Source organism: Bullifex porci (assembly GCF_009695635.1).
GTDB classification, from domain to species: domain Bacteria; phylum Spirochaetota; class Spirochaetia; order Sphaerochaetales; family Sphaerochaetaceae; genus Bullifex; species Bullifex porci.
The window spans coordinates 55780-76408 of the sequence record NZ_VUNN01000011.1 but is presented as its reverse complement, the minus strand read 5'-3'; the positions used below and the strand labels follow the sequence as shown (position 1 = coordinate 76408).

Here is a 20629-nt window from a genome sequence, read left to right as displayed (position 1 = left end):
CAGGTCTAAGTCTTTATCAATAATAATTAAGGAAAGCACTTTAGTATGGTTTGTATGTTTTCCCTTTTCATTTGACTTTTTCTGTCCATTTTCAGCTGACTCTTTTTGTCCTTTTTCAACTGACTCTTTTTGTCCTTTTTCAACTGACTCTGACATATGTAGGCGGCTGCATTGCCGGTGGACGACGATATCTGCATATCAACGCTAACGGTGACTGTGATCCATGCGTGTTTATCCACTATTCCAACGCCAACATCCGGGACATGAGCCTGCTAGATGTGCTACGCAGCCCTATTTTCATGGCCTATCACGATGGACAGCCCTTTAACGATAACCATTTGCGTCCTTGCCCTATGCTGGAGAATCCGGAAAAGCTTCGGGAAATTGTGAAAGCTACCGGCGCTCATTCCACAGACCTGCAATCCCCAGAAACGGTGGATCACCTGTGCGATAAATGCGAGGCTTACGCAAAGAACTGGACCTCCACAGCCACCGAGTTGTGGAGCTGCAGCTGTGCAAAGAAAAAAGGAGAATCGACAAAATGACAACCTTCTTTACATCTGAAAGCGTCACAGCGGGACACCCAGATAAGGTATGTGACCAGATTGCCGATGCCATTTTGGATGCCCTTTTGGAAACTGATCCCCATTCACATGTAGCCTGCGAAGTAACTGCCATTCCCAACGGGATCCACATTTTCGGCGAGATCACCTCGGCTGCCAGTGTGGACTATGCTGCTATTGCACGGCAGGTGGTTCGGGATATCGGGTATGTGAAGCACGGCTATGGCTTTGACGCAGACACCTGCCAAATCACAGTGGATATCCATGAGCAATCCCCCGATATCAACATGGGTGTGGAGAAGACTGATTCTATGGAAAACGGCGCAGGAGATCAGGGCATGATGTTTGGTTACGCATGCAAGGAAACGGAAAACCTAATGCCGCTGCCCATTGAGCTTGCCCATGCGCTGACAAAGCGCCTTGCCTTTGTGCGACAGGAGGGAATTCTGCCCTATCTGCTGCCAGATGGGAAAGCCCAGGTTACCGTGGAGTACCGGGACGGAATCCCGGCACGGGTGGAAACTGTTGTAGTTTCTTCTCAGCATGAGGCGGATGTGTCCATGGAGCAATTGCGGGAGGATATTCTCCGCCATGTCATCCACCCGGTGATCCCAGAGGGCATGCTGGACAGGAACACAAAATTCTTTATCAATCCTACAGGCCGTTTCTGCATTGGTGGTCCCGCTGGTGACAGCGGCCTGACGGGCAGGAAGCTGATCGTGGATACCTACGGCGGCTACGCTCGGCATGGCGGCGGCGCGTTTTCTGGTAAAGATCCCTCAAAGGTTGATAGAAGCGGTGCGTATATGGCCCGGTACTTGGCAAAAAACGTGGTTGCGGCTGGGTTGGCAGAACGGTGTGAGATTCAGATTAGCTACGCCATCGGCGTAGCCCAGCCAGTATCCCTCCTGGTAGATACCTTTGGTACGGGAAAGCTCCCGGCAGACCGGATCCGGGAACTGATCCTGAATACGGTTGACCTGCGCCCCTCTGCTATCATAGACCGCCTTTCCTTGCGAACACCGTTTTACAGACATACCGCAAGCTATGGTCACTTTGGCTCAAATACTGCGGAATTACCTTGGGAACAGACAAACTTGCCACTGCTTTGGCAGGGTATCATCTGATTTTGTGATAGAAGATCCTAATAGCCGGATTGCCCTAAGGGTTGCATTGGGCAGTCCGGTTATCTGTGTTATGAAGGGGGCCAAAGTTCTGTCGGTTTTAAATGAAAAGGGGGACTTATTATGGACTTTGAAAGAATCCTGCAAATGACGACAAGTGAGCGTAATCTGGCGCTCTTACAGGACGAGGCTTTCGTGGATGATGTGACAGAGTTCTTCGCAATCCGTCAGTTGTACAATGCTGCAATTAAGCAAGTAAGGACCAAACTTGAGATTCTTAATGATGGATTCCAAGTAGAGCACTGCCACAATCCTATCCACCATATTGAATGTAGGCTGAAGTCTCCAGGAAGTATGCTCGAAAAGCTCAGACGAAAAGGATACCCCATAGAAATGCAATCCCTTCGTGAGGGTATTCTTGATATTGCTGGAGTTCGTGTAGTGTGCAATTACCTAAATGATGTAAATCTAGTCGCTGACCTGCTCCTTTCTCAAGATGACATTCGTTTGCTTAAGAAAAAGGACTTTATTTCTAATCCAAAGCCAAACGGATACCGGAGTCTCCACCTAATTGTTTCAGTTCCCATTTTCTTGGCGGGGACAACAGAACATATTCCTGTTGAGATCCAAATACGGACAATTGCTATGGACTATTGGGCGAGTTTAGAGCATCACCTAAAATACAAGACTGAAAACGATGTGTCAGATTCTCTTAAATGTCGTCTGAAACATGATGTAGATTTGCTGTCTGCAATTGATGCTGATCTGCAAGATATTTTTTTTCAAATGAATGCTTAGTCTGTTCTACATTCAGATTGGCAGTATAGACGGAAGAGTTGGCTGATATGTCAGCTCATGTAGTAAATTACGATGCTAAATCACACTTTTTATATATAAAAAGATTGTCTATGAGGTACGTGACTTTCACGCAACCATGAGAATATTGACAACCCAAGGAGGTATTTTTGTGCAACGGAACGACCAGATTAAAGCCGCAAAAATTGGCTATATCATGATATCGATTCTGCTATGTGTATTGGGAATTGTACTGATTGCTGTGCCTGATTTATCGGTAACGCTACTATGCAGGCTCGGCGGAGGAATCATGGTTCTATTCGGCTTGGTAAAGATCGTCGGCTATTGTTCCAAAGACTTATACAGGCTGGCATTTCAATTTGATCTAGCCTTTGGCATTCTGCTCGTGGCACTTGGCGTCATTCTGATCATCCGTACAGATACAATGGTTAATCTTATCTGTATTGTTATAGGCATCTGTGTTTTAGCAGACGCACTCCTCAAAATACAGATTTCCATTGATTCCAAAGCCTTTGGCATTCAAAAGTGGTGGCTGATTCTCGCTGTGGCAATTCTGACAGGGGCTGCCGGTTTCCTGCTGGTCTTACGCCCATCGGAAAGCGCCCAGGTCGTGATGATCCTACTTGGAGTGACGCTCATAACCGAAGGTGTGCTAAATCTGATCACCATTCTGACCGCCGTTAAGATCATTCGTCACCAGCTGCCGTAGGCTATCGATGCCGAACAAGGATGTAGTTGCCCTGAAGGTAATAATTGAGCAGGTCGACCATGTGGATACCGTGATCTGGTATGACACTCTGTTTGACCTTTCCGTTCCCATGGAACTGCTGCCGGATAAAATCTACACGGAATTTTAATAACGATCATTCCACAATGATGGCCGTGTTCTTTGACAGAGTAAGATAAAACTTTATTATATTTTAAATTACCGAATGTGCCTTGATTAATACTGGGCACATTTTTTTCTCAATCAAAGTATCTTTTCAAAGCCTTTTTGCTTTGATATGAAAGGGTGCTTACATTGCATCTATATAGCTGTTGATCTCTTATTTAGAAAATTTAGATATTTCATTTATTGAATTATATGCTATGTTTTGAAAGCAGTATTTAATACCCGATTTCTCAATCTAAACTATAACAGCACAATCATCCTGTATCTCTAAGTGAATAATTTCAGCATCCTAATACTATCTTCCTTCTGGATTGTTTTAAGAGTTCTTTTGATATTTAAGTTTGGTGCTTGGTATGGTAATATATTTTTTAGGAGTAAAAGAATATGGGAGCATACGTAAATCCTGGAACAAAAAACATGGAGATTGATATCGATGATGAGTTTTATGTCGATAAATCACTGTTGATAAAGGTTCTTAATACTAAGTTAAACAAAAAAGACCGCTTTATTTGTGTTTCACGTCCCCGCCGTTTTGGAAAGACTATGGCTGCCCATATGATAGCTGCCTATTACACAAAAGGCTGTGACTCTCATGAAATATTCTCTAGCCTAAAGATATCTAAGGATGCATCTTTTGAAGAAAATATCAACAAGTATACAGTAATCCAACTAGATATGAATGATGTTGTGACCAATAAAGGGCCTCTCTCTGTTTCTGAATATATAGAAAAAGAAGTAATTAATGAACTAAGAAAAGTATATCCTTCTGTACCGATGCTAGATGACATTTCTCTGTCAAAGGCTATTAGACAGATATACTCGTCTACTGAAGACCAGTTTGTATTTGTTATTGACGAATATGATGTAATTATTCGTGACCAGCAATATTCCTCTGAACTCAGTGGGTATCTTTCCTTCTTGGTCTCTCTATTCAAAAACAGTGTTACTTCTCCTGCTATAGCGCTTGCATATCTGACTGGAATAATGCCAATCATCAAAGAGAATACACAGTCCAAGCTTAATAACTTCACAGAATATACAATGCTTAATGCAAAAACCATGGCTCCTTTCGTTGGATTCACTGAAGCTGAAGTCAAAGATCTTTCTTTAAAAGTAAAAATGGACTTTAAGGAGCTAAAACGATGGTATGACGGATATAACCTTGATAGCTTGGATGTATATTCCCCTAAATCGGTAATCAATGCAATCGAAGAAAGAAAATGTGATGACTATTGGACACAAACAGGTTCTTATGAAGCTCTCAAGGATTATATTATCTTAGATTTTAATGGAATAAAAAACGATGTCATTTCAATGGTTTCGGGAGAGCACATACCTGTAAACGTAAGTAAATTCACAAATTCTAGGGTAATCAACTCTAAGGATGATGTATTTACTTCTCTAATCCATCTCGGATATCTTGGGTACGACTATAAAGACAAGACTTGCTTCATACCTAACTATGAACTTTTACAGGAGTGGATAAATGTTCTTGAAGATACTCCTGACTATGAGAGTGTAGTAGAGCTTATAAAGGACTCAAAGAAGCTATTGGAAGCTACATGGACAATGGATGCAGAGACTGTTGCAGAAGGAATATCTAGAGCCCATATGGACTCAAATATAATAATGAAGGATCATTTCAGTCCGTGCTCCATTTAGCATACTATTATGCTAAGTCCTTCTACTCACTAATAAATGAGCTCCCTGCAGGAAAAGGGTATGCTGACGTTGCATTCATTCCTTATAAACAAAATATCCCAGCAATTATCATAGAGCTTAAGAAAGACGATACTGTGGATATATCTATGAATCAAATAAAGGAAAGAAAATATCCCGAGGCTTTAGTAAAGTACAAAGATAACCTCCTACTTGTTGCCGTAAGTTATAATTCAAAAACAAAGGAGCATTTTTGTAAAATAGAAAAAGCTTAATAAATCTTGAGATATATGTAGTACCTATATAATTTATAATATTTAGTAATTATAAGTAGATTTTACAAGCTTTGTTTTTATATGAATACATCCAGCTCGTCATGAGGTTAGATATACAAAAAAATTCTCCAATAATGGAAGTGTTTTACGACCAAGTAGCACCACTACCAATAAAGGAGAATAAAAATGGATGAGGAAAGTTTAGCGCATACTAAATAGAATTGCAAATGTCACAAGCACCATTATATCTCATCCTTTAGGTAGGCAAGACTTTATTAATGAAAGTGTTAGGGCGAAGCTATTTGATCTTGTCAATAGCAAGGTATTAAGTGGCCCTTTATCTTAACAATGACTATTTATTAAAAGCTAATTAACCCATAGGACAGATAATCCTATGGGAAAAGTAATACTATTAAACACTAATCTTATTTAGCTTCTTATTATGCTTTAATAGCTCTTCTTTAGTAATAGATATATTAATCATTCCAAACATTGTTGTAAGGCGAAGTACACTAAAGCCTTTTATCATATTTAATAGATCCTTATTTGCTTTAGGACTAGTTGAGGATGAGGCTTTATCTGATTTCTTATTTTTCTTTATTTTACCAAGTATCAGTAAAACAAAACTAACAAACCAAAGCTTTCCTCTGAAGCTTTTTAATATATCGCCTATCTTACTATTTAATGAGTGCTTACCTTCGATTTCTTCGATATCAAACCAGTTAAGGATAGCACCCTTTTCCTTTAAGCGATAAGACTCATTAAAGGTATCAACCTTCTTGATAACACTCTCATCTGAGAATTCTCCAGCAACTGCCCTTATGTGTGACTCTCCTTTATTCTCAATTTCAAAGTGGAAGAAGTGGTCCTCTGCCTTCTTTGTCTCTACTAGCTCTCCATTTACATAGAGTGCTACCTCTGGAAGGTTAGAATATACAGTTACCTTAGTTCTTGGCTCAACTCTATCTACATAGCGCTTTGAGCAAAGATGTACAAATGGTTCCTTTGATAGCCATGCCTTATATGCATAGAAGGAATCCTTTTTATACTTTCTATCTATTGTTACTAACCCCTTATGGTTTTGACCATTCTCTCCGCCCTCAGCTCTTGCATCGGCTCCAAAGTCAAACATATTCCATACATGTGTTGCCCATAGATACTTTCTTGAGAAGAATTGCTTTATTAGCTCCTCATGATAATATGCTTGGTACTCCTCTGTGTAATCACCTTGAATTGGCTTAGAGGTATGCCAATTTAATGCTTCACACCCATACTCTGAGCAGCCTATTGGTCTATTTGGATATTTCTTATGGAAGTTATCAAACCATGGACCATTCATTGAGATATCTCCACCATACCAGCCAAAGTAGTGGTTGTAGGAAACTACATCTGGAATATGTATATATTCAGCATTAATAGGACATGTTGTAAGAGCTGCTAAAACAGTTTTTCTGGTGCTATCGATATTGTGTACAAGGCTATTAAGCTTTTTGTGAAAGCTAATAATTTCAGCACTTTCTCCGCTAGACATAGTTATTTCATTAGATAAGCCCCAAACAACTATAGAAGAGTGATTATAATTTTGATATATAAGCTCCTTCATTTGGGAAATTGCATTATCATTAGAGCTCTCAAGATGACTAGAGATATATGGAATTTCAGCCCAAATAACTAAACCATTCTCATCACATAAATCATAGAAATATTGGTCATGCTGATAGTGTGCAAGTCTAATTGTTGTAGCTCCTACCTCCATTATTAGAGCCATATCCTCTTCATGGTCCTCTCTAGAGATCGCATTTCCCTTTCCCCATCTATCCTGGTGTCTTGATACTCCTCTTAATGGGTACTCCTCACCATTTAAAATAAACCCTCTTTCTGGATCTATCTCAAATGCTCTAAAGCCTACTCTTGTTGTTATCTCATCTCCACCTGTTAAGCTACACCTTAGTGTATATAGATAAGGATCCTTTCTTCCATTCCATAGGTGTGGCTCCTTTACCTCTAGGCTTACCTCTGTAGCCTTTGTCTCAAGAGAAGTAACAACATTATTCTCTTTATCAAGAAGAGTATATATTATGCTCTCATCTCCTTGGTCCTTTACAAATACCTTAACATCTATTGATCCTTCAACATGTGGTGTTGCCATTACTCCAGGAGCACCATAGTACTCTAAGTCAAAGTGTGCTTTTGGAACTGAGATAATATTTACATCTCTATATAACCCACCATAGAAGGTAAAGTCTGCCATCTGAGGATATACTCTATCATTTGGAGAGTTATCAACCTGGATAACAAGAATATTTTCATCCTTTATTGCTGCAGGAAGTAAAGCTCTAAAGGTTGAGTATCCTCCATCGTGGTGTGTTAGCTTTTCTCCATTAAAGAATACATCTGCAGATGATGATGCACCATTTATTTCAAGGTAGTTTAGCTTATCACTTGGAAGATTCTCTCTTGAGAGTACCTTTACATATGTACCCTTTCCTCTAAAGTAATCATTTCCACCATCCATTCCATCTATGTTGTTCCAGGTGTGTGGTAAATTAATAGTCTCCCAATTAGGAAGAGTATTAGGTACTAAGTCACAATCCTTTTTAAATTGCCAATTACTATTAATATTAGCTCTATCTCTCATTAGCTTTCTTTAATCCTTTTGTTTTATCTTGATTTATAAGCAATTAGCTTGTCAATTAAAAAGAAAGAGCCATGGCTTTCCTTTTTAGACATGGCTCTTTGCACTTTATTTATTATTTTGAGCTTCTTCAAATAACGCTTTCATCGTTGGGTTGTTTTTTACTAGCTTTTTTACTGTTAATTCCTCTGCCTTATCATTTGCAAGTCTGAGGTTGTTTTCAGATGAAAGTAAATCTTCCTTTATCTTTTGAAGCTTCTTAATAGTATCATCGATTGAATCTATTGCTTTAGAAAACTTCTCACTTGCTAGACGATAGTTCCTACCAAATTTTTCCTTAAAGTCATTTAGAGAGGATTCGAAGTTTGAAATATCAATATTTTGATTTCTTATCTCTGCAAGCTCTCTTTTGTATGCTGCAGAATTTCTGGCTGCAGACCTAAGTAAGCAAATAATTTGGATAAAGAACTGAGGTCTTATTACATACATCTTATCATAGCGGTAGGATACATCAACAATACCATCGTTATATAGATCGTTATCAGCTTCTAGAAGAGAAACTAGGATTGCGTATTCGCAATTCTTTTCCTTTCTATCCTTATCAAGTTCCTTAAAGAAGTCTTCATTTTTATGCTTTGTAGCTGTTGTATCAACCTCATTCTTCATTTCAAACATAATAGAGATATATTCCTCTCCATCTATGTAATCACGGAAGATAAAATCTCCCTTACTTCCACTTTTAGAATCATTATCCTTTTCAAAATATGCACCAGGAAAGGTATAGGAGCGTATTTTATTAAACTGGTTCATGCAATAAATCTCTAAGGACTCTCCAACAGCCTTTGTAGATTGCTTTGCTTTAAAGTCCTTTAGGCGTTCAATTTCTTCATTTTTAAGATTAATAATTGCATTTAGGTTTTCTTCTTTTGTCTTTAAGGCAAGCTCCATCTCTGATTTCTTAGCCTCTAAAGAGCCTGTAAGCTGGACGATAGTTGTGTTGTTTTGAGCTAGCTCTTCCTGTAATTTCTTTACAGCCTCATTAACTGCAAGCTCCTTTTCAAGCTGCTTACTTTCAAGTGAGCTTTGAAGCTTTATAATTTCACTTTCCTTTTCAGATAATGCCTTTTGTACAGCAGCCTCAATAAGCTCCTTTCTATTTGCGATTTCACTATCAAGATTACTCTCTGCTAGCTTTATATTGTTTTGCGCATCCTGAAGCTTTAATTCAGATTGATGAGTAGTCTCTGATAGCTTTTGATTTAATTTAGCTATTTCATCTTCCTTCTCTCTAAGAGCTTTTGAAAACTCCTCCTTAGCTTTAGAGAGTGTTGATTGTTTTTCTGCATCGCTTTGAGCCTTAATTCTTTCTTCAGCTTCTCTTACATCGGCTTTAAATTCTTCACTTCTAACCTGGTTTACAATGTTTGCATAGGTAGCTCCATCGAGCTCTATAGTAGTACCACAATTTGGACAAGTAATCTTTGACATATTTTTTTCTCCTCTTCCTGTACTTAATAAATAGAATGAAACTATAAAATATCAAAAGCAGAAAATACTTTTTCAAATGCATCGTAGTTTGAAGTATCCGCACCACAAAAAACTGGAACCTCAATTATATCAAAGTAAGCTCTAAATTTTGATAGTACATCAACTGTTGCCTTTGCAACTAAGTGGGGATCATTACCAAAAACTCCACATCCAAAGGCTCCTAAAACAACACAGGAAGCATTATTTTGGTAAGAAATTGATAAAACTTTAGAAAATCTATTTCGGAAAATACTTTCTAAATCTATTAGCTCTAAGCTCTTTATTGCTAAAAGATTTGGTGCAGCACAGGTAATTACATCACTCCTTGTCCATTTATCAGGAGTTAAAAAATTCATATTATCATCGTCTTCACGAAATATTGTGACATCTGGAGTGTATATAACATCATCATTATATATACCCTTTAAAGAGGATGCTCTATGAGGATAGTAAAACTCCTTCATCATCCTTTCATCATTTAGTGCTGGAAAGAGAGTTGATATCCTACATAGTGATTCCTCTTGGGCAGCTGAGCCACTTTCGACACCACCTCCAGGATTAGTCCATGATGCAAAGTTTAAGGTTGCAACATACTTATCACTATGACGACATGCTGCTTGAAAGGATCTATCTCTTGAGAGTCTAATGATACCTGATTTATTTGGTGATGGAAGACTATCAAGTGGAATGAAATCCTTTATAACCTTTTGCTCTTTTATTGAATAAATAAGTGATTCCTTAAGACCTTTGTCTGTACTTATCTTTCTAATTGTACTATTAAATACTTCAACTCTTTGATGTCTATTCATAGATTTATCATAGTTTGTTTTAATAGCTATAGACAGTATTTTTTCTATTTTAAAAGATTAAATTATTAAATGTCCCAGGGTGTCGTAGGACTGAGATCTTACCCGTTGAACCTGATAGAGTAAAAAAAAAGTCCCCGATAAACGAGGACCCAAAATAGAGTAAGGCTTAATATGCCTTAGAAGCATGCATCTTCTTATTCTTGAGCATCTGCTTTCTGGCCATAGCCTTATTCTTGCGGTGCTGGATAGCAGATGGCTTTTCGAAGTATCTGCGCATCTTGTATTCTCTGATAACGCCTTCTTTCTCTACCATTCTCTTGAAACGCTTAATCGCTTTCTCGATAGGTTCAGTTTCATCAACTTTTACGAATGCCATATAATATCTCACCTCCTCTGCCCGTAGGCCCAAGAATCGATAAGAGATTACTACAATTTTTAAAGCTTTGTCACTACCTAAAATGATATTTTTTATAAAATTATGTAGTTAATGTCTCCAAAAATTTTGAAATATAATCTTGATCTATTTTTTCTTGCTCAAGCCTGTTGTGTTCTGGTTCATTTTGTCTTAATTTTTGAAGTAATTTTAACTCCTCACTATTTAAATTATCAAAACATGTAGCCTTAGGACCTCCTACAGCATAGCAATAATAATTATCATATGTTTCAACATTCATCATTATTGATTTTATTGAAGGATAAATAGACCGTGCTATTGATAATATTTCAAGACCATGCTCATCCAAATCACCGAAGTAATAAATATCCTTTTCTTTAAACCATGGAATATCTAGAATTTTGACTTGAAATCCACCTCCAAATATACAAAGATCTTTATCTTTTATTGGAAAAGAAAGGTATACTGATTCATTCTCAATTATGAATATTCTTTCAATTTGTGATAAATCATAAGCTTTATCTAGTACTTTTAATGATGAAAGAGGTAAAGCAATTTCTTCGAATAATTTATGTTTTAGTTTAAGTCTAATTAAGATAGGTTTTCTTTTAACATTAAAGACTTCTTCAATCCTTAAACCTTTTAAATCCTTATTAAGTAATGAGCTATAAAGCGAGATAAGGATATTACTATTATTCTCTATAAACTTAGTATGAACTTCTATTGGAAGCTCTCGAAGGTAGTACATGTTTGAGTTTTTATTTGCTAAAAACCAAGATAACACTTTATTTATACCCTTCCAGTCTATTGTGTTATCGTCAATTTCTTTTAAATTTGAAAGAGCCCAAGAAATAAAGGCCCCTTTATTTGAATGTTTCTCAAATAAAGGAATAAGAGTATAAAGAGCTGTTTCAATAGCTTTATATTCCTTTTCTTTTTTAGTGATATATATATAATCATCATTAGAGGGAATTACTATTTTTTTTATTTCTGATTGATTCCCTAGTCCTCTAATTGTTTTATCTTCCCATTCTATTAAATAACCTTTTCCAACTTTAGCTTTACTATTGTTATATAAAATAGAATAAGAAGATGCATTACTATTAAAGCTTTTATCTAAAGATGTATTACCTCTAATTATTAGTGGAAAGAATGAGAAATCATTTCCTAAGATAATGGAAGTAATTAAAGCCTTTTTATACTCACCCCATTTATTTTTTGCTTTTTGAACGATTATATCAGGTGTTAGCAACTTCTACCTCTTTGTATTCTTCTATTGTCATACTGGAAATAGAGGAAGTTCTTCCATCACCATTCTTTTCAAGAAGGTGTAGGCTAGATACATATCCTTCAACGATATTAATACCATTTCTAGGGGTAATTACCATAAGTTGTAAATCAAGTTCTTTGAAGAGTTGTAGAGCATATTCACTATTCCTTGCATCGCTTTTGCTGAATGCTTCATCGAGAATTACAAATCTAAATGGGCCTTTGAAATTCTCATCATAGTTATCAAGGTTAAATTGATATGCAATTGATGCTGCCAAAATAGTGTATGTTAGCTTAGCTTTTTCACCTCCAGAAAGAGAACTTGTATCTTGATAATACTGAATTATAGAATCATCTTTATTTATCTCTTTAGCAGAGAAAATGTATTTTCTTCTAAGATCTAATACTTTTGCTCTTAAATTATCATCCAATCGATATTTATCTAAGAAGGATTTAATTCCGCTATATATTTCTTTTCTCTTTTCCTCATTACCTTCTACTAAATCTCTTATGTTAGGAATTGCTTTTACAAGGTTATTTTCAAACTCTTTGAAATCTTTGTCATAAGATGATTTAATTTCAAGTTGCAAATGAGTATCATTATCTTTATCAAATGGGATCTTTAATAAATTTCTGTTTAATATTCGAATAGCATTTCTGATTTCTTTATCCCAGCTTGTTATTCTTTCATTTAGAGTACCAAATGTATTTTTTAGAGAAATTGTAAGGTACTCATCAAATTTAAGTTTTAATTCAACTAGTTTATCATCTTTAATTGAATAATACTCTTTGTTAAAATCTGATAAATAATCAACTTCAGGAATAAGATATGAATACTCTCCACTCCAATTTAATTGTTCCTCACCTTGTTTTATTGCAGGAGAGATAAAATCTACCATTAAACGTTCTAATTGACTTCGATTTTTTAACTCCCTCTCTCTAAGGTTTATTAATTCTTCTTTATATGAAGAAGAAAGCTTAGAGTGTAAGCTTAATAAATCATCTAGAGATGAAATTTTTGAAAGCTTTTCAGTTTCTAAAAATATTTCCTTACAAAAAGGATCTGAATCAATAGTGTTTAATCTTTGATTAAAGTTATCTATGTCGATAGTAAGCTTATCAATTTTATTTTTTAATTCTCTAATATTACCTTGAAGCTCGCTCTGCTCATTTTGAAGTATTTCTTTTCTCTCTATTTCTCTTTCCAACTGCCTTTTTCTTTCTTCAAGATCTTTATTTTTTAATAAGAATTCATCTCTTTGGTTTTTAACTTTTTCTATTTTAGAGATAAGTGGTGCTTTATCTATTTTAGTCCAGTCATCATATTCATCTAGTTGATCTAGTAAACTACATATTGAGAGTGCTTTTTTTATTTTCTTTTCAGCATCCTTTATTTTTAAAGAAAGGTCAGTTTTTTCTTCATATTGTCCTTGAATAAGAAATTGAAGCTCTTCCCTTCGTTTTTTATTATCCCATCCAAGATAAACATCAAGTTTGCTATCATCTTTTTGTTTTTCTCCATTAATTGAAAAAATGCAAGAAGGAAGAATGGAATTTGAGGATATTAAAAATTCATCAATATTATTAGATAAAACAAAATTGAAATTACTATCAAGGTAATTCGTAATATAATCCTTATATGGATTATCCTTTTGCTTTATTTCTATATAATTAAAGATATTATATTGATGATTAGATTCAAAAATATAATCATCTATGACAATTAAGGAGAGCTTTATTCCAATATTTGTTTTATCCAAATATTCAATTATAGTTTTTTCTTCCTTTTTTTCACAAATAAGGTGTAGGGCTCTTGAATTTACTGCTTTTATAATAGCATCACTAAATTCATCTTTATTATCCTTAATAGAAATAAGTTCACCTAAGTAGAATAATTTCTTTATCCCAGTATTTTTTTTGATGTTATTTCTTATCTCATCATATTGTTGTGGAATATTTGTATCACGAAGAGAAAGATAACTTAGCTCCTTTTCCATTAAATCTAATGATTCATTAATATCTTTAATAATGTGATAGTAATCAATTTTTAATATTTCAGTCTTTGCATTATTTGATTCAACTTGTTCTTTTAATAATTTAATATTTTCTTTGGTAACATAAAATTCATCCTGACTTTCAGCAAATTGAATTTCCACACCATTTGCAAGTAGTTTTTCAACTAATGCTTTATAGCTGTCATGTTTAATAGAAATTTCCTTAAGAGTATTTTCATATTCTTTTATTTGGGATTCATATTCTGAAAGAATAGTAGTTGCTTGATCAGATTTTAAAGAATAAATCTTTTCCATGCATAGCTCTAATTCACATTTATTATCTTCTGCTCTATTTAGAGCCTTTGATTTCTCTATTTCATTTTCCTTTAATTCTTTTCTTCCCAGCTCAACTGCACTTTCAATAAACCAAATATCTTCTCCCTTTATTTTGCTTTCATATTGCTCTTTCAAAGTACGTGATTTATTCCAAACCTCACCAGAGTGATTAATTTTTTCAAGTCTTTCAAGCTTGAGCATACTCTTTTTTATATCTTGCTCAATCATAATCAACTTATTAAATTCTTCATCAAGTTCTGTAAACTCTTTATTTGGAGATTTATCTTCAAGCATATTACTTCTAACAAATGATGTGATATCACCTAGTACCTTCATACCAACTGTTTGTGCAAAGAGTTTTAATGCATTATCAGAACGAAAACCAAACTTATCCATAAAATAAGTTTTATAAGAAGAGAATGATTCAAAAAATCTTGTTCCTACATTTTGAGCTAATTCCTTTCTCCATTTTCCATCTGATGATATATTTGTTTTAGATTTAGTGAATACACGATTTATTTCTTCAATTGTTAATTCTTTATCGCTAATTGCATACTTAGTATCAAGCCTATCAGAGATGAAATACCTAACCTGTAAAAGAGATAATACTTTATCTTCTGAAGGATCTTCAAATATTCCATTAATAATACTAAGAGTATTTTTATCTCTTAGGTAATTAGTAGTTCCATCGCCACTATTCCCATATGCTCCACGAACATAGTTTTCAACATCTCTTTCTCTCTTTTTTACAGAATCAGATGAAAGATTATACCACCTCAGATTGGAAGGAATTAAAAGAGTTAAAATAGCATCAACAACGGTTGTTTTACCGGTTCCATTATATCCTGTTAGTATTGTTGACTTATCATCAAAAACCAAGGTTTTTACAGTTTTGTCAAATACACCCCAGTTTAGTATTTGTAGAGCTTTGAGCCTGTATCCAGATGAATCATCTGAAAATAAATTACTCATTTTCTTCCCCCTCATTTTTATCAAGCTTTTCTAACATTTCTTTCATTACATTCGCATTTATTTTGCTTTTGATTATAGGGCTTAACTCAAATTCTGCTTCATCAGAAATCTTTGAAGAAAGAAGCTTTTCTTTAGGTTTAAGATATGTGAGTTCAACAAGCTTATTTATCATACTATCAACATCATTATTAAACTTTGTTTGGTCAGTTGCTTCTTTAGTATATGATTTTACCAAGCCCATAATTTCACTTTTATGTAATATTGGGTAGATTGACTCATTTCTAGACGATATAAATTTATCCATTTCCTGCCTTAATAGTACCAAAAGCATAGACATTTTATAGGAAAACGGGACCTTCCTAATTAAGCGAGGAAGTGTGTCATTTACTTCTTCTTCACTTTCCATACCTTTTTCAACACTATCTTTTATTTGCTCAAGATAGGCATATCCATCTTCTTCTTCGATTAATACATGAAGACCTATTACCCTAAAATAGTTATTTATATTTTCTCTGCATCGAAGAAGTATAGCCCAGGTTTTTCTATCATCATTTTCATAAACAGGACCTTTAAGTAGTAATATCGCTGCCTTAGACCATTCTTGAACTGTATTTACCATATTTTATTCCTCTAGATGTGAATTGTAATAGTTGGAAGGGTTACACAAAAATATTTATCACTATTCCATAAATATTTTATTTCTTCGGTTGAAGTATCAGAAATATCAACACTTGTGCAGTAATCTCTAAACACTGATATATAGCTTACAATTTCTTCTAATCCTTTTGTAATAGGATATCTATCTGTTAGCTCTTTTAACGTAAATGTCTTTATTTTATTTTCTTGTGAAAAGGAAAAAATATTATCGCGAAGTTTTTTTTCATCTACTTTAAACTCTGAAGCAAGAGCACGAATTTGTGAAAGGATATCCTTTTTTTCTTCAAATAAAATAGTAGAAGTAGTTCTTTCCTCGGTCTCTGCTCTTAGAGGTTTTGATAAAGGAAATGATAGTGAAGCTTTAATATCATCAATGAATATAAAATTATTATCATTGAAATCACTTCCATTTGATAGAATTTCAGCATTCTTAGATTTTATTTTTGCATATAAAGCATCAAGACCTTTTCTATCAGTACGATTCGTTTGTGCCATGACACGGTTCATCCTATCTGTTAGAATATGGTTCTTTTCAACAACTCTATTACCTGCAGCAAATAGAGAGGAACGCAGATTTAGTAAGAATGAGGCATCATAATCAATATTGTTTTCTATTATCGTTGATATTATTTCTTCTGACAAAGCGGTGATCTCGTCTTCACTGTTTGTAGATATGTATCCCCAAAAACCATTGAAAGATTGTCCTTGAGGAGAATTATTTAATTCTCTATAGAGATCTAATGAGTATCCGAGAAGCATACGCTTTGAGATGTCCTCACTTGCTTGTTTTTTAGCAATTTGAGTCATTATTTCTTTAAAGTTTTCCTCAACTTGTGAAAATTCACCAAGCATATCACGACTCTTTCGCTTTAAATCTGTTAGATACTCAATTATTCTTCTATTATCATAGGTTTTTACCTTACCAGTTGTCTCAATTTCTAAAATTTCAGTTTCAAGTTCTTTTATTTTCTCCTTGAGTTCTCTTATTTTTGATTCAGGATCTTTATTCATGTTTTCACTTAGAGTTCTAAGTTGTGTGAGTATGAAGTTAAAAGAACTATCTGTACTGATGAAGTCTGATTCTATAATATTATCAATGTAAGAAAAAACACGAATTAAGGAAGGTGATGGCCTAATCATCTCTTCCTTGTTTTGGTTATAGTAACGAAAAATATATCTTTTCTCTTCACTAAACCAATCTTCTGCATATGTCTTTACTCTTGAAGCAATATCCATTAATTGTATGTTTTCTTCATCAATATCGCTTTCTATTGTTTCTTCCTCTGATACATGTTCAGTTAAAAAATCTTCTAAGGCTAAACGAAATACTTCATATGGTATTTCTTGGGTATTATTTTTTCTAAATGTATTGTACAAAAAGGATATAACTATTGGAGCTGAGCGTGCTCTCAATAGTCTTATTCCTGCTTCATCATTTAATATTTGCCCTAGCTTGATAGGTGATAAAACGGCCACAATTAATCCTCTTTAATTATTTTAGCAATAGATTACTCTTCTTCAAGCATTTTCTTTTCTTCATCAGATAGCTTATATCTTTCAAACATATCAGGGCGATATTTTTTAGTTTCCTTTAAGGCTTCCTTATGCCTCCATCTATCAATTGCTTGATGGTTTCCTGAAAGTAGTATTGGAGGAACCTTATCACCAAAATAATCTACAGGCTTTGTATATTGAGGATACTCAAGAAGTCCATTTTCATGGCTTTCATCTTCTGTTGCTCCATCCCTAATTGTACCAAGTAGACGAGAAATTGAATCAAGAATACAAAGAGCAGGAATTTCTCCTCCGCTTAAAATATAGTCCCCAATGCTAAGTAGCTCATCAACATGGCTTTCAAAACGCTTATCAACACCCTCATAGTGACCACATACTAAAACAATATCATCCATTTTAGATAGCTCACGAGCCTTCTTTTGGTTATATACACTTCCTTTTGGAGAAAGTAGTATCTTATATGATTTCTCATTAGTTGAAGCATTTAGAGCTCTCATTAGAGTATCTATTCTTAATATCATTCCAATACCACCTCCACAAGGTGAATCATCTATATGTCTAAAGGAGCCTCCTGCATAATCCTTTATATCAACAATCTTTAATTCAAGATTTCCTCTATTTATTGCTCTTGCTATCAGTGGATAAGAATTAATTGAATTAAATACTTCAGGAAACATTGTTAGTATAGTGATTTTCATAACAATTTATATTATTGCAAAATAAGGTAATTAACCAGTATTCTTAATTCATGATTGAAATATTGATAGAAAACAATAGAAGTATTGCTAAAGATGGTGAAAAGCTAATAGGTGAGTGTGATTATAAAATAAATGATGATATTTGGTCCTTTGATCATACATTTGTTGATCCTTCTTACGGTGGACAAGGTATTGCAAAAAGATTATTAGATTGCGCTCTTGAGGAAGCAAAGAGAAATAATGCTAAGGTTAATCCAATATGCTCATATGTAAGAAAGGTTTTTGATAAAAATCCTAAAGAGTATTGTGATATTAGAGCATATTCATTTTATGGTTGGAGAGGTGAGAGTGTTAAAGCTAATGATGAGAATATCAGGAATCAAAGACATCTCTATGATCTATTAACAAAATGCTGGTCTAAGGAAACCTGTGCTCCTAGAATGAGAGATGATTGGAGTGTTGATAATCCCACATTAGGACAGTGTTCAATTACTGCCTTTTTAGCTCAAGATATATTTGGAGGAGAGGTTAACGGTATAGTATTAAAGGATGGTTCACATCACTGCTTTAATAAGGTAGGTGATGTAGTCTTTGATCTTACTTCTGAGCAATTTAAGGATAAAGCTCTTGATTACTCCTCATGTGTTCTCGAAAGCAGAGCTGAGCACTTTTCTAAGGAAGAAAAGTACCAGCGCTACTTACAATTAAAGGAAAAGCTTAAGAGCGTTCTTTTATAAAGTTTTCAAACAAGTCACATGCTTGGTTAACTGTTTTTATACATCTCTTTCCCTCTTCAAAGTTCTTAGCCTTTAGGATAGAGCAATCGCTAGAGGAGAGAGATGCTTTAAATTCTTCAACGAATTCTCCACACATTGGGATAAAGCCTTCAGTAGCATGTGCTCTTTCCTTAATAAACATTTTTCCTAAGGCTGCTATAGAAGCTGATAGAGCTCCACAGGTAATTCCACAGCCACAGCCTCCGCCAAAGCCTCCAACTAGTAGAAAATCCTCTTCCTTAAGCCCCAAATTATATTCGTCATTAATTACATGTAATAATGTTTCTGCACAGTTTTGATCTTTATCAAAATAATATGATGGTACTTTTTCTTTTAGCATAGGAGAATAATAACACAAAAAGATTATTAAGCTATGGATAAGATTTATATTTTTCTGATACTTTTGAAGTATGCCATAAACTAAATGGGAAGGAGATAAAGATGGTATTTGATAGAAGACCAGATGATATGGTTAGAATCACAACTACTGAGCTTGCAAATCAATTTATCGCAGATCAGGTTGCTGCTCTTAGAGAACAGGTAAAGGATAAGAAGGTTCTTCTTGCTCTCTCTGGTGGTGTTGATTCATCTGTTGTAGCTGCACTTTTAATAAAAGCTATTGGTCAGCAGCTTGTTTGTGTTCATGTTAACCATGGACTTCTTCGTAAAGGAGAACCTGAGCAGGTTATTGAGGTTTTTAGAAACCAGATGAATGCTAACCTAATTTATGTTGATGCGACAGATAGATTCTTAGATAAGCTTAAGGATGTTACAGATCCTGAAACAAAGAGAAAGATAATTGGTGGTGAGTTTATCGAAGTATTTGCTGAGGAAGCAAGAAAGCTTGATGGAATTGAATTCCTAGCTCAAGGTACTATTTGGCCAGATATTTTAGAGAGTGAGCATGGAATTAAAGCACACCATAACGCTGGTGGTCTTCCTGAGGATATGAAATTTGAGCTAGTTGAACCTGTTAAGATTCTTTTTAAGGACGAAGTTAGAGTAGTTGGTAAGGCTTTAGGTCTTCCTGATAACATGGTATTCAGACAGCCATTCCCAGGCCCTGGTCTTGGAGTAAGATGTCCTGGTGCTATTACTAGGGACAGACTAGAGGCAGTTAGGGAATCAGATGCAATTCTAAGAGAGGAATTTGCAAAGAATGGTTTAGAAGGAAAGGTATGGCAATATTTCACAGTTGTTCCAGATTTTAAATCAACTGGAGTTAAAGATGGTAAGAGATCTTTCGAATGGTCTGTTATTATTCGTGCTGTTAATACTTCTGATGCAATGACTGCAGAGGTTGAGAATATACCATTTGCTTTAATGCAACATATTGTAAAAAGAATTACTACTGAGGTTAAGGGTGTTAACAGAGTCTTATATGACTTTACTCCAAAACCAACAGGAACTATTGAGTTTGAATAAAATTCAAAATGACTTGCAGGTGCTTAAAAGAAGAAACTGCAAGTCACTTTTTTTTATAAAAAATGTGTAAAAGAATAAACTGATGTATAGTTATATAGATTCTAATTATTATTTTGATTTAATAAGAGAGTAATGTATGGCATATCCTAAACCTTTATCAAAAAATACAATAGAAAAATGTATCGGCCATTCGCTATTTGGTGTGGGTATAGGGTAAAAAATAGAGAATAAAGACAAAATATGTTAGTCTTCAAATCAGTGAAGGTAAAATAAATCTTGATGAGCTAAAGGCT

18 protein-coding genes and 1 pseudogene are annotated in these 20629 nt (G+C 34.8%); 9 read left to right on the top strand and 10 right to left on the bottom strand.

What is annotated here, in order from left to right; genetic code table 11:
• Positions 1-50 precede the first annotated feature (50 nt).
• The 7 genes from FYJ80_RS12255 to FYJ80_RS06735 all read left to right on the top strand — a co-directional run bounded on the left by FYJ80_RS12255 (position 51) and on the right by FYJ80_RS06735 (position 5329).
• Positions 51-545, top strand: coding sequence for an SPASM domain-containing protein (locus FYJ80_RS12255; protein WP_154425447.1), 495 nt, complete (start codon positions 51-53; stop codon positions 543-545).
• The gene (gene metK, locus FYJ80_RS06760; protein WP_456236611.1) at positions 533-1690 is read left to right on the top strand and encodes a methionine adenosyltransferase; all 1158 of its coding nucleotides are present in this window, start codon (positions 533-535) and stop codon (positions 1688-1690) included. Before FYJ80_RS12255 ends, metK begins: the two co-directional genes overlap by 13 nt.
• Before the next feature lie 120 nt (positions 1691-1810).
• Entirely contained in the window at positions 1811-2485 is a 675-nt protein-coding gene (locus FYJ80_RS06755; protein WP_206361004.1) for a GTP pyrophosphokinase, read from the top strand.
• 169 nt (positions 2486-2654) lie between these two features.
• Positions 2655-3212: an HdeD family acid-resistance protein gene (locus FYJ80_RS06750; RefSeq protein WP_206361003.1), complete on the top strand. Its 558-nt coding sequence runs from the start codon at positions 2655-2657 to the stop codon at positions 3210-3212.
• Positions 3213-3219: 7 nt separating this feature from the next.
• Positions 3220-3360, top strand: coding sequence for a hypothetical protein (locus FYJ80_RS06745; RefSeq protein ID WP_154425444.1), 141 nt, complete (start codon positions 3220-3222; stop codon positions 3358-3360).
• A gap of 419 nt (positions 3361-3779) precedes the next feature.
• Positions 3780-5057: an AAA family ATPase gene (locus tag FYJ80_RS06740; RefSeq protein ID WP_154425443.1), complete on the top strand. Its 1278-nt coding sequence runs from the start codon at positions 3780-3782 to the stop codon at positions 5055-5057.
• The gene (locus FYJ80_RS06735) at positions 5045-5329 is read left to right on the top strand and encodes a PD-(D/E)XK nuclease domain-containing protein (RefSeq protein WP_154425442.1); all 285 of its coding nucleotides are present in this window, start codon (positions 5045-5047) and stop codon (positions 5327-5329) included. The genes FYJ80_RS06740 and FYJ80_RS06735 overlap by 13 nt, the downstream gene beginning before the upstream one ends.
• Before the next feature lie 412 nt (positions 5330-5741).
• Here the strand turns inward: FYJ80_RS06735 and FYJ80_RS06730 are convergent, their stop codons facing one another.
• The 9 genes from FYJ80_RS06730 to trmD form a co-directional block, all read right to left on the bottom strand.
• On the bottom strand, positions 5742-7967 hold the full coding sequence (locus tag FYJ80_RS06730) for a glycoside hydrolase family 2 protein (RefSeq protein WP_154425441.1): 2226 nt from the start codon (positions 7965-7967) through the stop codon (positions 5742-5744).
• Between the two features lie 105 nt (positions 7968-8072).
• Positions 8073-9452: a DUF2130 domain-containing protein gene (locus tag FYJ80_RS06725; protein WP_154425440.1), complete on the bottom strand. Its 1380-nt coding sequence runs from the start codon at positions 9450-9452 to the stop codon at positions 8073-8075.
• A 41-nt stretch (positions 9453-9493) separates the two neighbouring features.
• Positions 9494-10300, bottom strand: a complete 807-nt coding sequence (locus tag FYJ80_RS06720; RefSeq protein WP_154425439.1) for a TIGR02452 family protein — start codon at positions 10298-10300, stop codon at positions 9494-9496.
• Positions 10301-10466: 166 nt separating this feature from the next.
• Positions 10467-10676 (bottom strand): 30S ribosomal protein S21, encoded by a 210-nt coding sequence (rpsU, locus tag FYJ80_RS06715; protein WP_154425438.1) that lies wholly within the window; start codon positions 10674-10676, stop codon positions 10467-10469.
• A gap of 100 nt (positions 10677-10776) precedes the next feature.
• Complete coding sequence (locus tag FYJ80_RS06710; protein ID WP_154425437.1) at positions 10777-11946, bottom strand: DUF3322 and DUF2220 domain-containing protein; 1170 nt, start codon at positions 11944-11946, stop codon at positions 10777-10779.
• A complete protein-coding gene (locus tag FYJ80_RS06705) occupies positions 11933-15265 on the bottom strand; it encodes an ATP-binding protein (protein ID WP_206361002.1) in 3333 nt (1110 codons plus the stop codon). Before FYJ80_RS06705 ends, FYJ80_RS06710 begins: the two co-directional genes overlap by 14 nt.
• Positions 15258-15884 carry a DUF4194 domain-containing protein gene (locus FYJ80_RS06700; RefSeq protein WP_154425435.1) on the bottom strand — a complete coding sequence of 209 codons (627 nt, stop codon included), beginning with the start codon at positions 15882-15884 and terminating at the stop codon, positions 15258-15260. The genes FYJ80_RS06705 and FYJ80_RS06700 overlap by 8 nt, the downstream gene beginning before the upstream one ends.
• 11 nt (positions 15885-15895) lie before the next feature.
• Entirely contained in the window at positions 15896-17398 is a 1503-nt protein-coding gene (locus tag FYJ80_RS06695) for a DUF3375 family protein (protein ID WP_154425434.1), read from the bottom strand.
• Positions 17399-17430: 32 nt separating this feature from the next.
• Positions 17431-18135 (bottom strand): tRNA (guanosine(37)-N1)-methyltransferase TrmD, encoded by a 705-nt coding sequence (trmD, locus tag FYJ80_RS06690; protein ID WP_154425433.1) that lies wholly within the window; start codon positions 18133-18135, stop codon positions 17431-17433.
• Positions 18136-18185: 50 nt separating this feature from the next.
• On the opposite strand from trmD, the gene FYJ80_RS06685 reads away from it, so the two are divergent.
• Complete coding sequence (locus FYJ80_RS06685) at positions 18186-18872, top strand: GNAT family N-acetyltransferase (RefSeq protein WP_154425432.1); 687 nt, start codon at positions 18186-18188, stop codon at positions 18870-18872.
• Here FYJ80_RS06685 and FYJ80_RS06680 read toward each other — a convergent pair.
• Complete coding sequence (locus FYJ80_RS06680; protein WP_154425431.1) at positions 18853-19251, bottom strand: C-GCAxxG-C-C family (seleno)protein; 399 nt, start codon at positions 19249-19251, stop codon at positions 18853-18855. The two genes, FYJ80_RS06685 and FYJ80_RS06680, sit on opposite strands and share 20 nt — an antisense overlap.
• A 77-nt stretch (positions 19252-19328) precedes the next feature.
• On the opposite strand from FYJ80_RS06680, the pseudogene guaA reads away from it, so the two are divergent.
• Positions 19329-20336 (top strand): annotated as a pseudogene (gene guaA / locus FYJ80_RS06675) (glutamine-hydrolyzing GMP synthase); the annotation flags it as partial.
• Between the last annotated feature and the right edge of the window lie 293 nt (positions 20337-20629).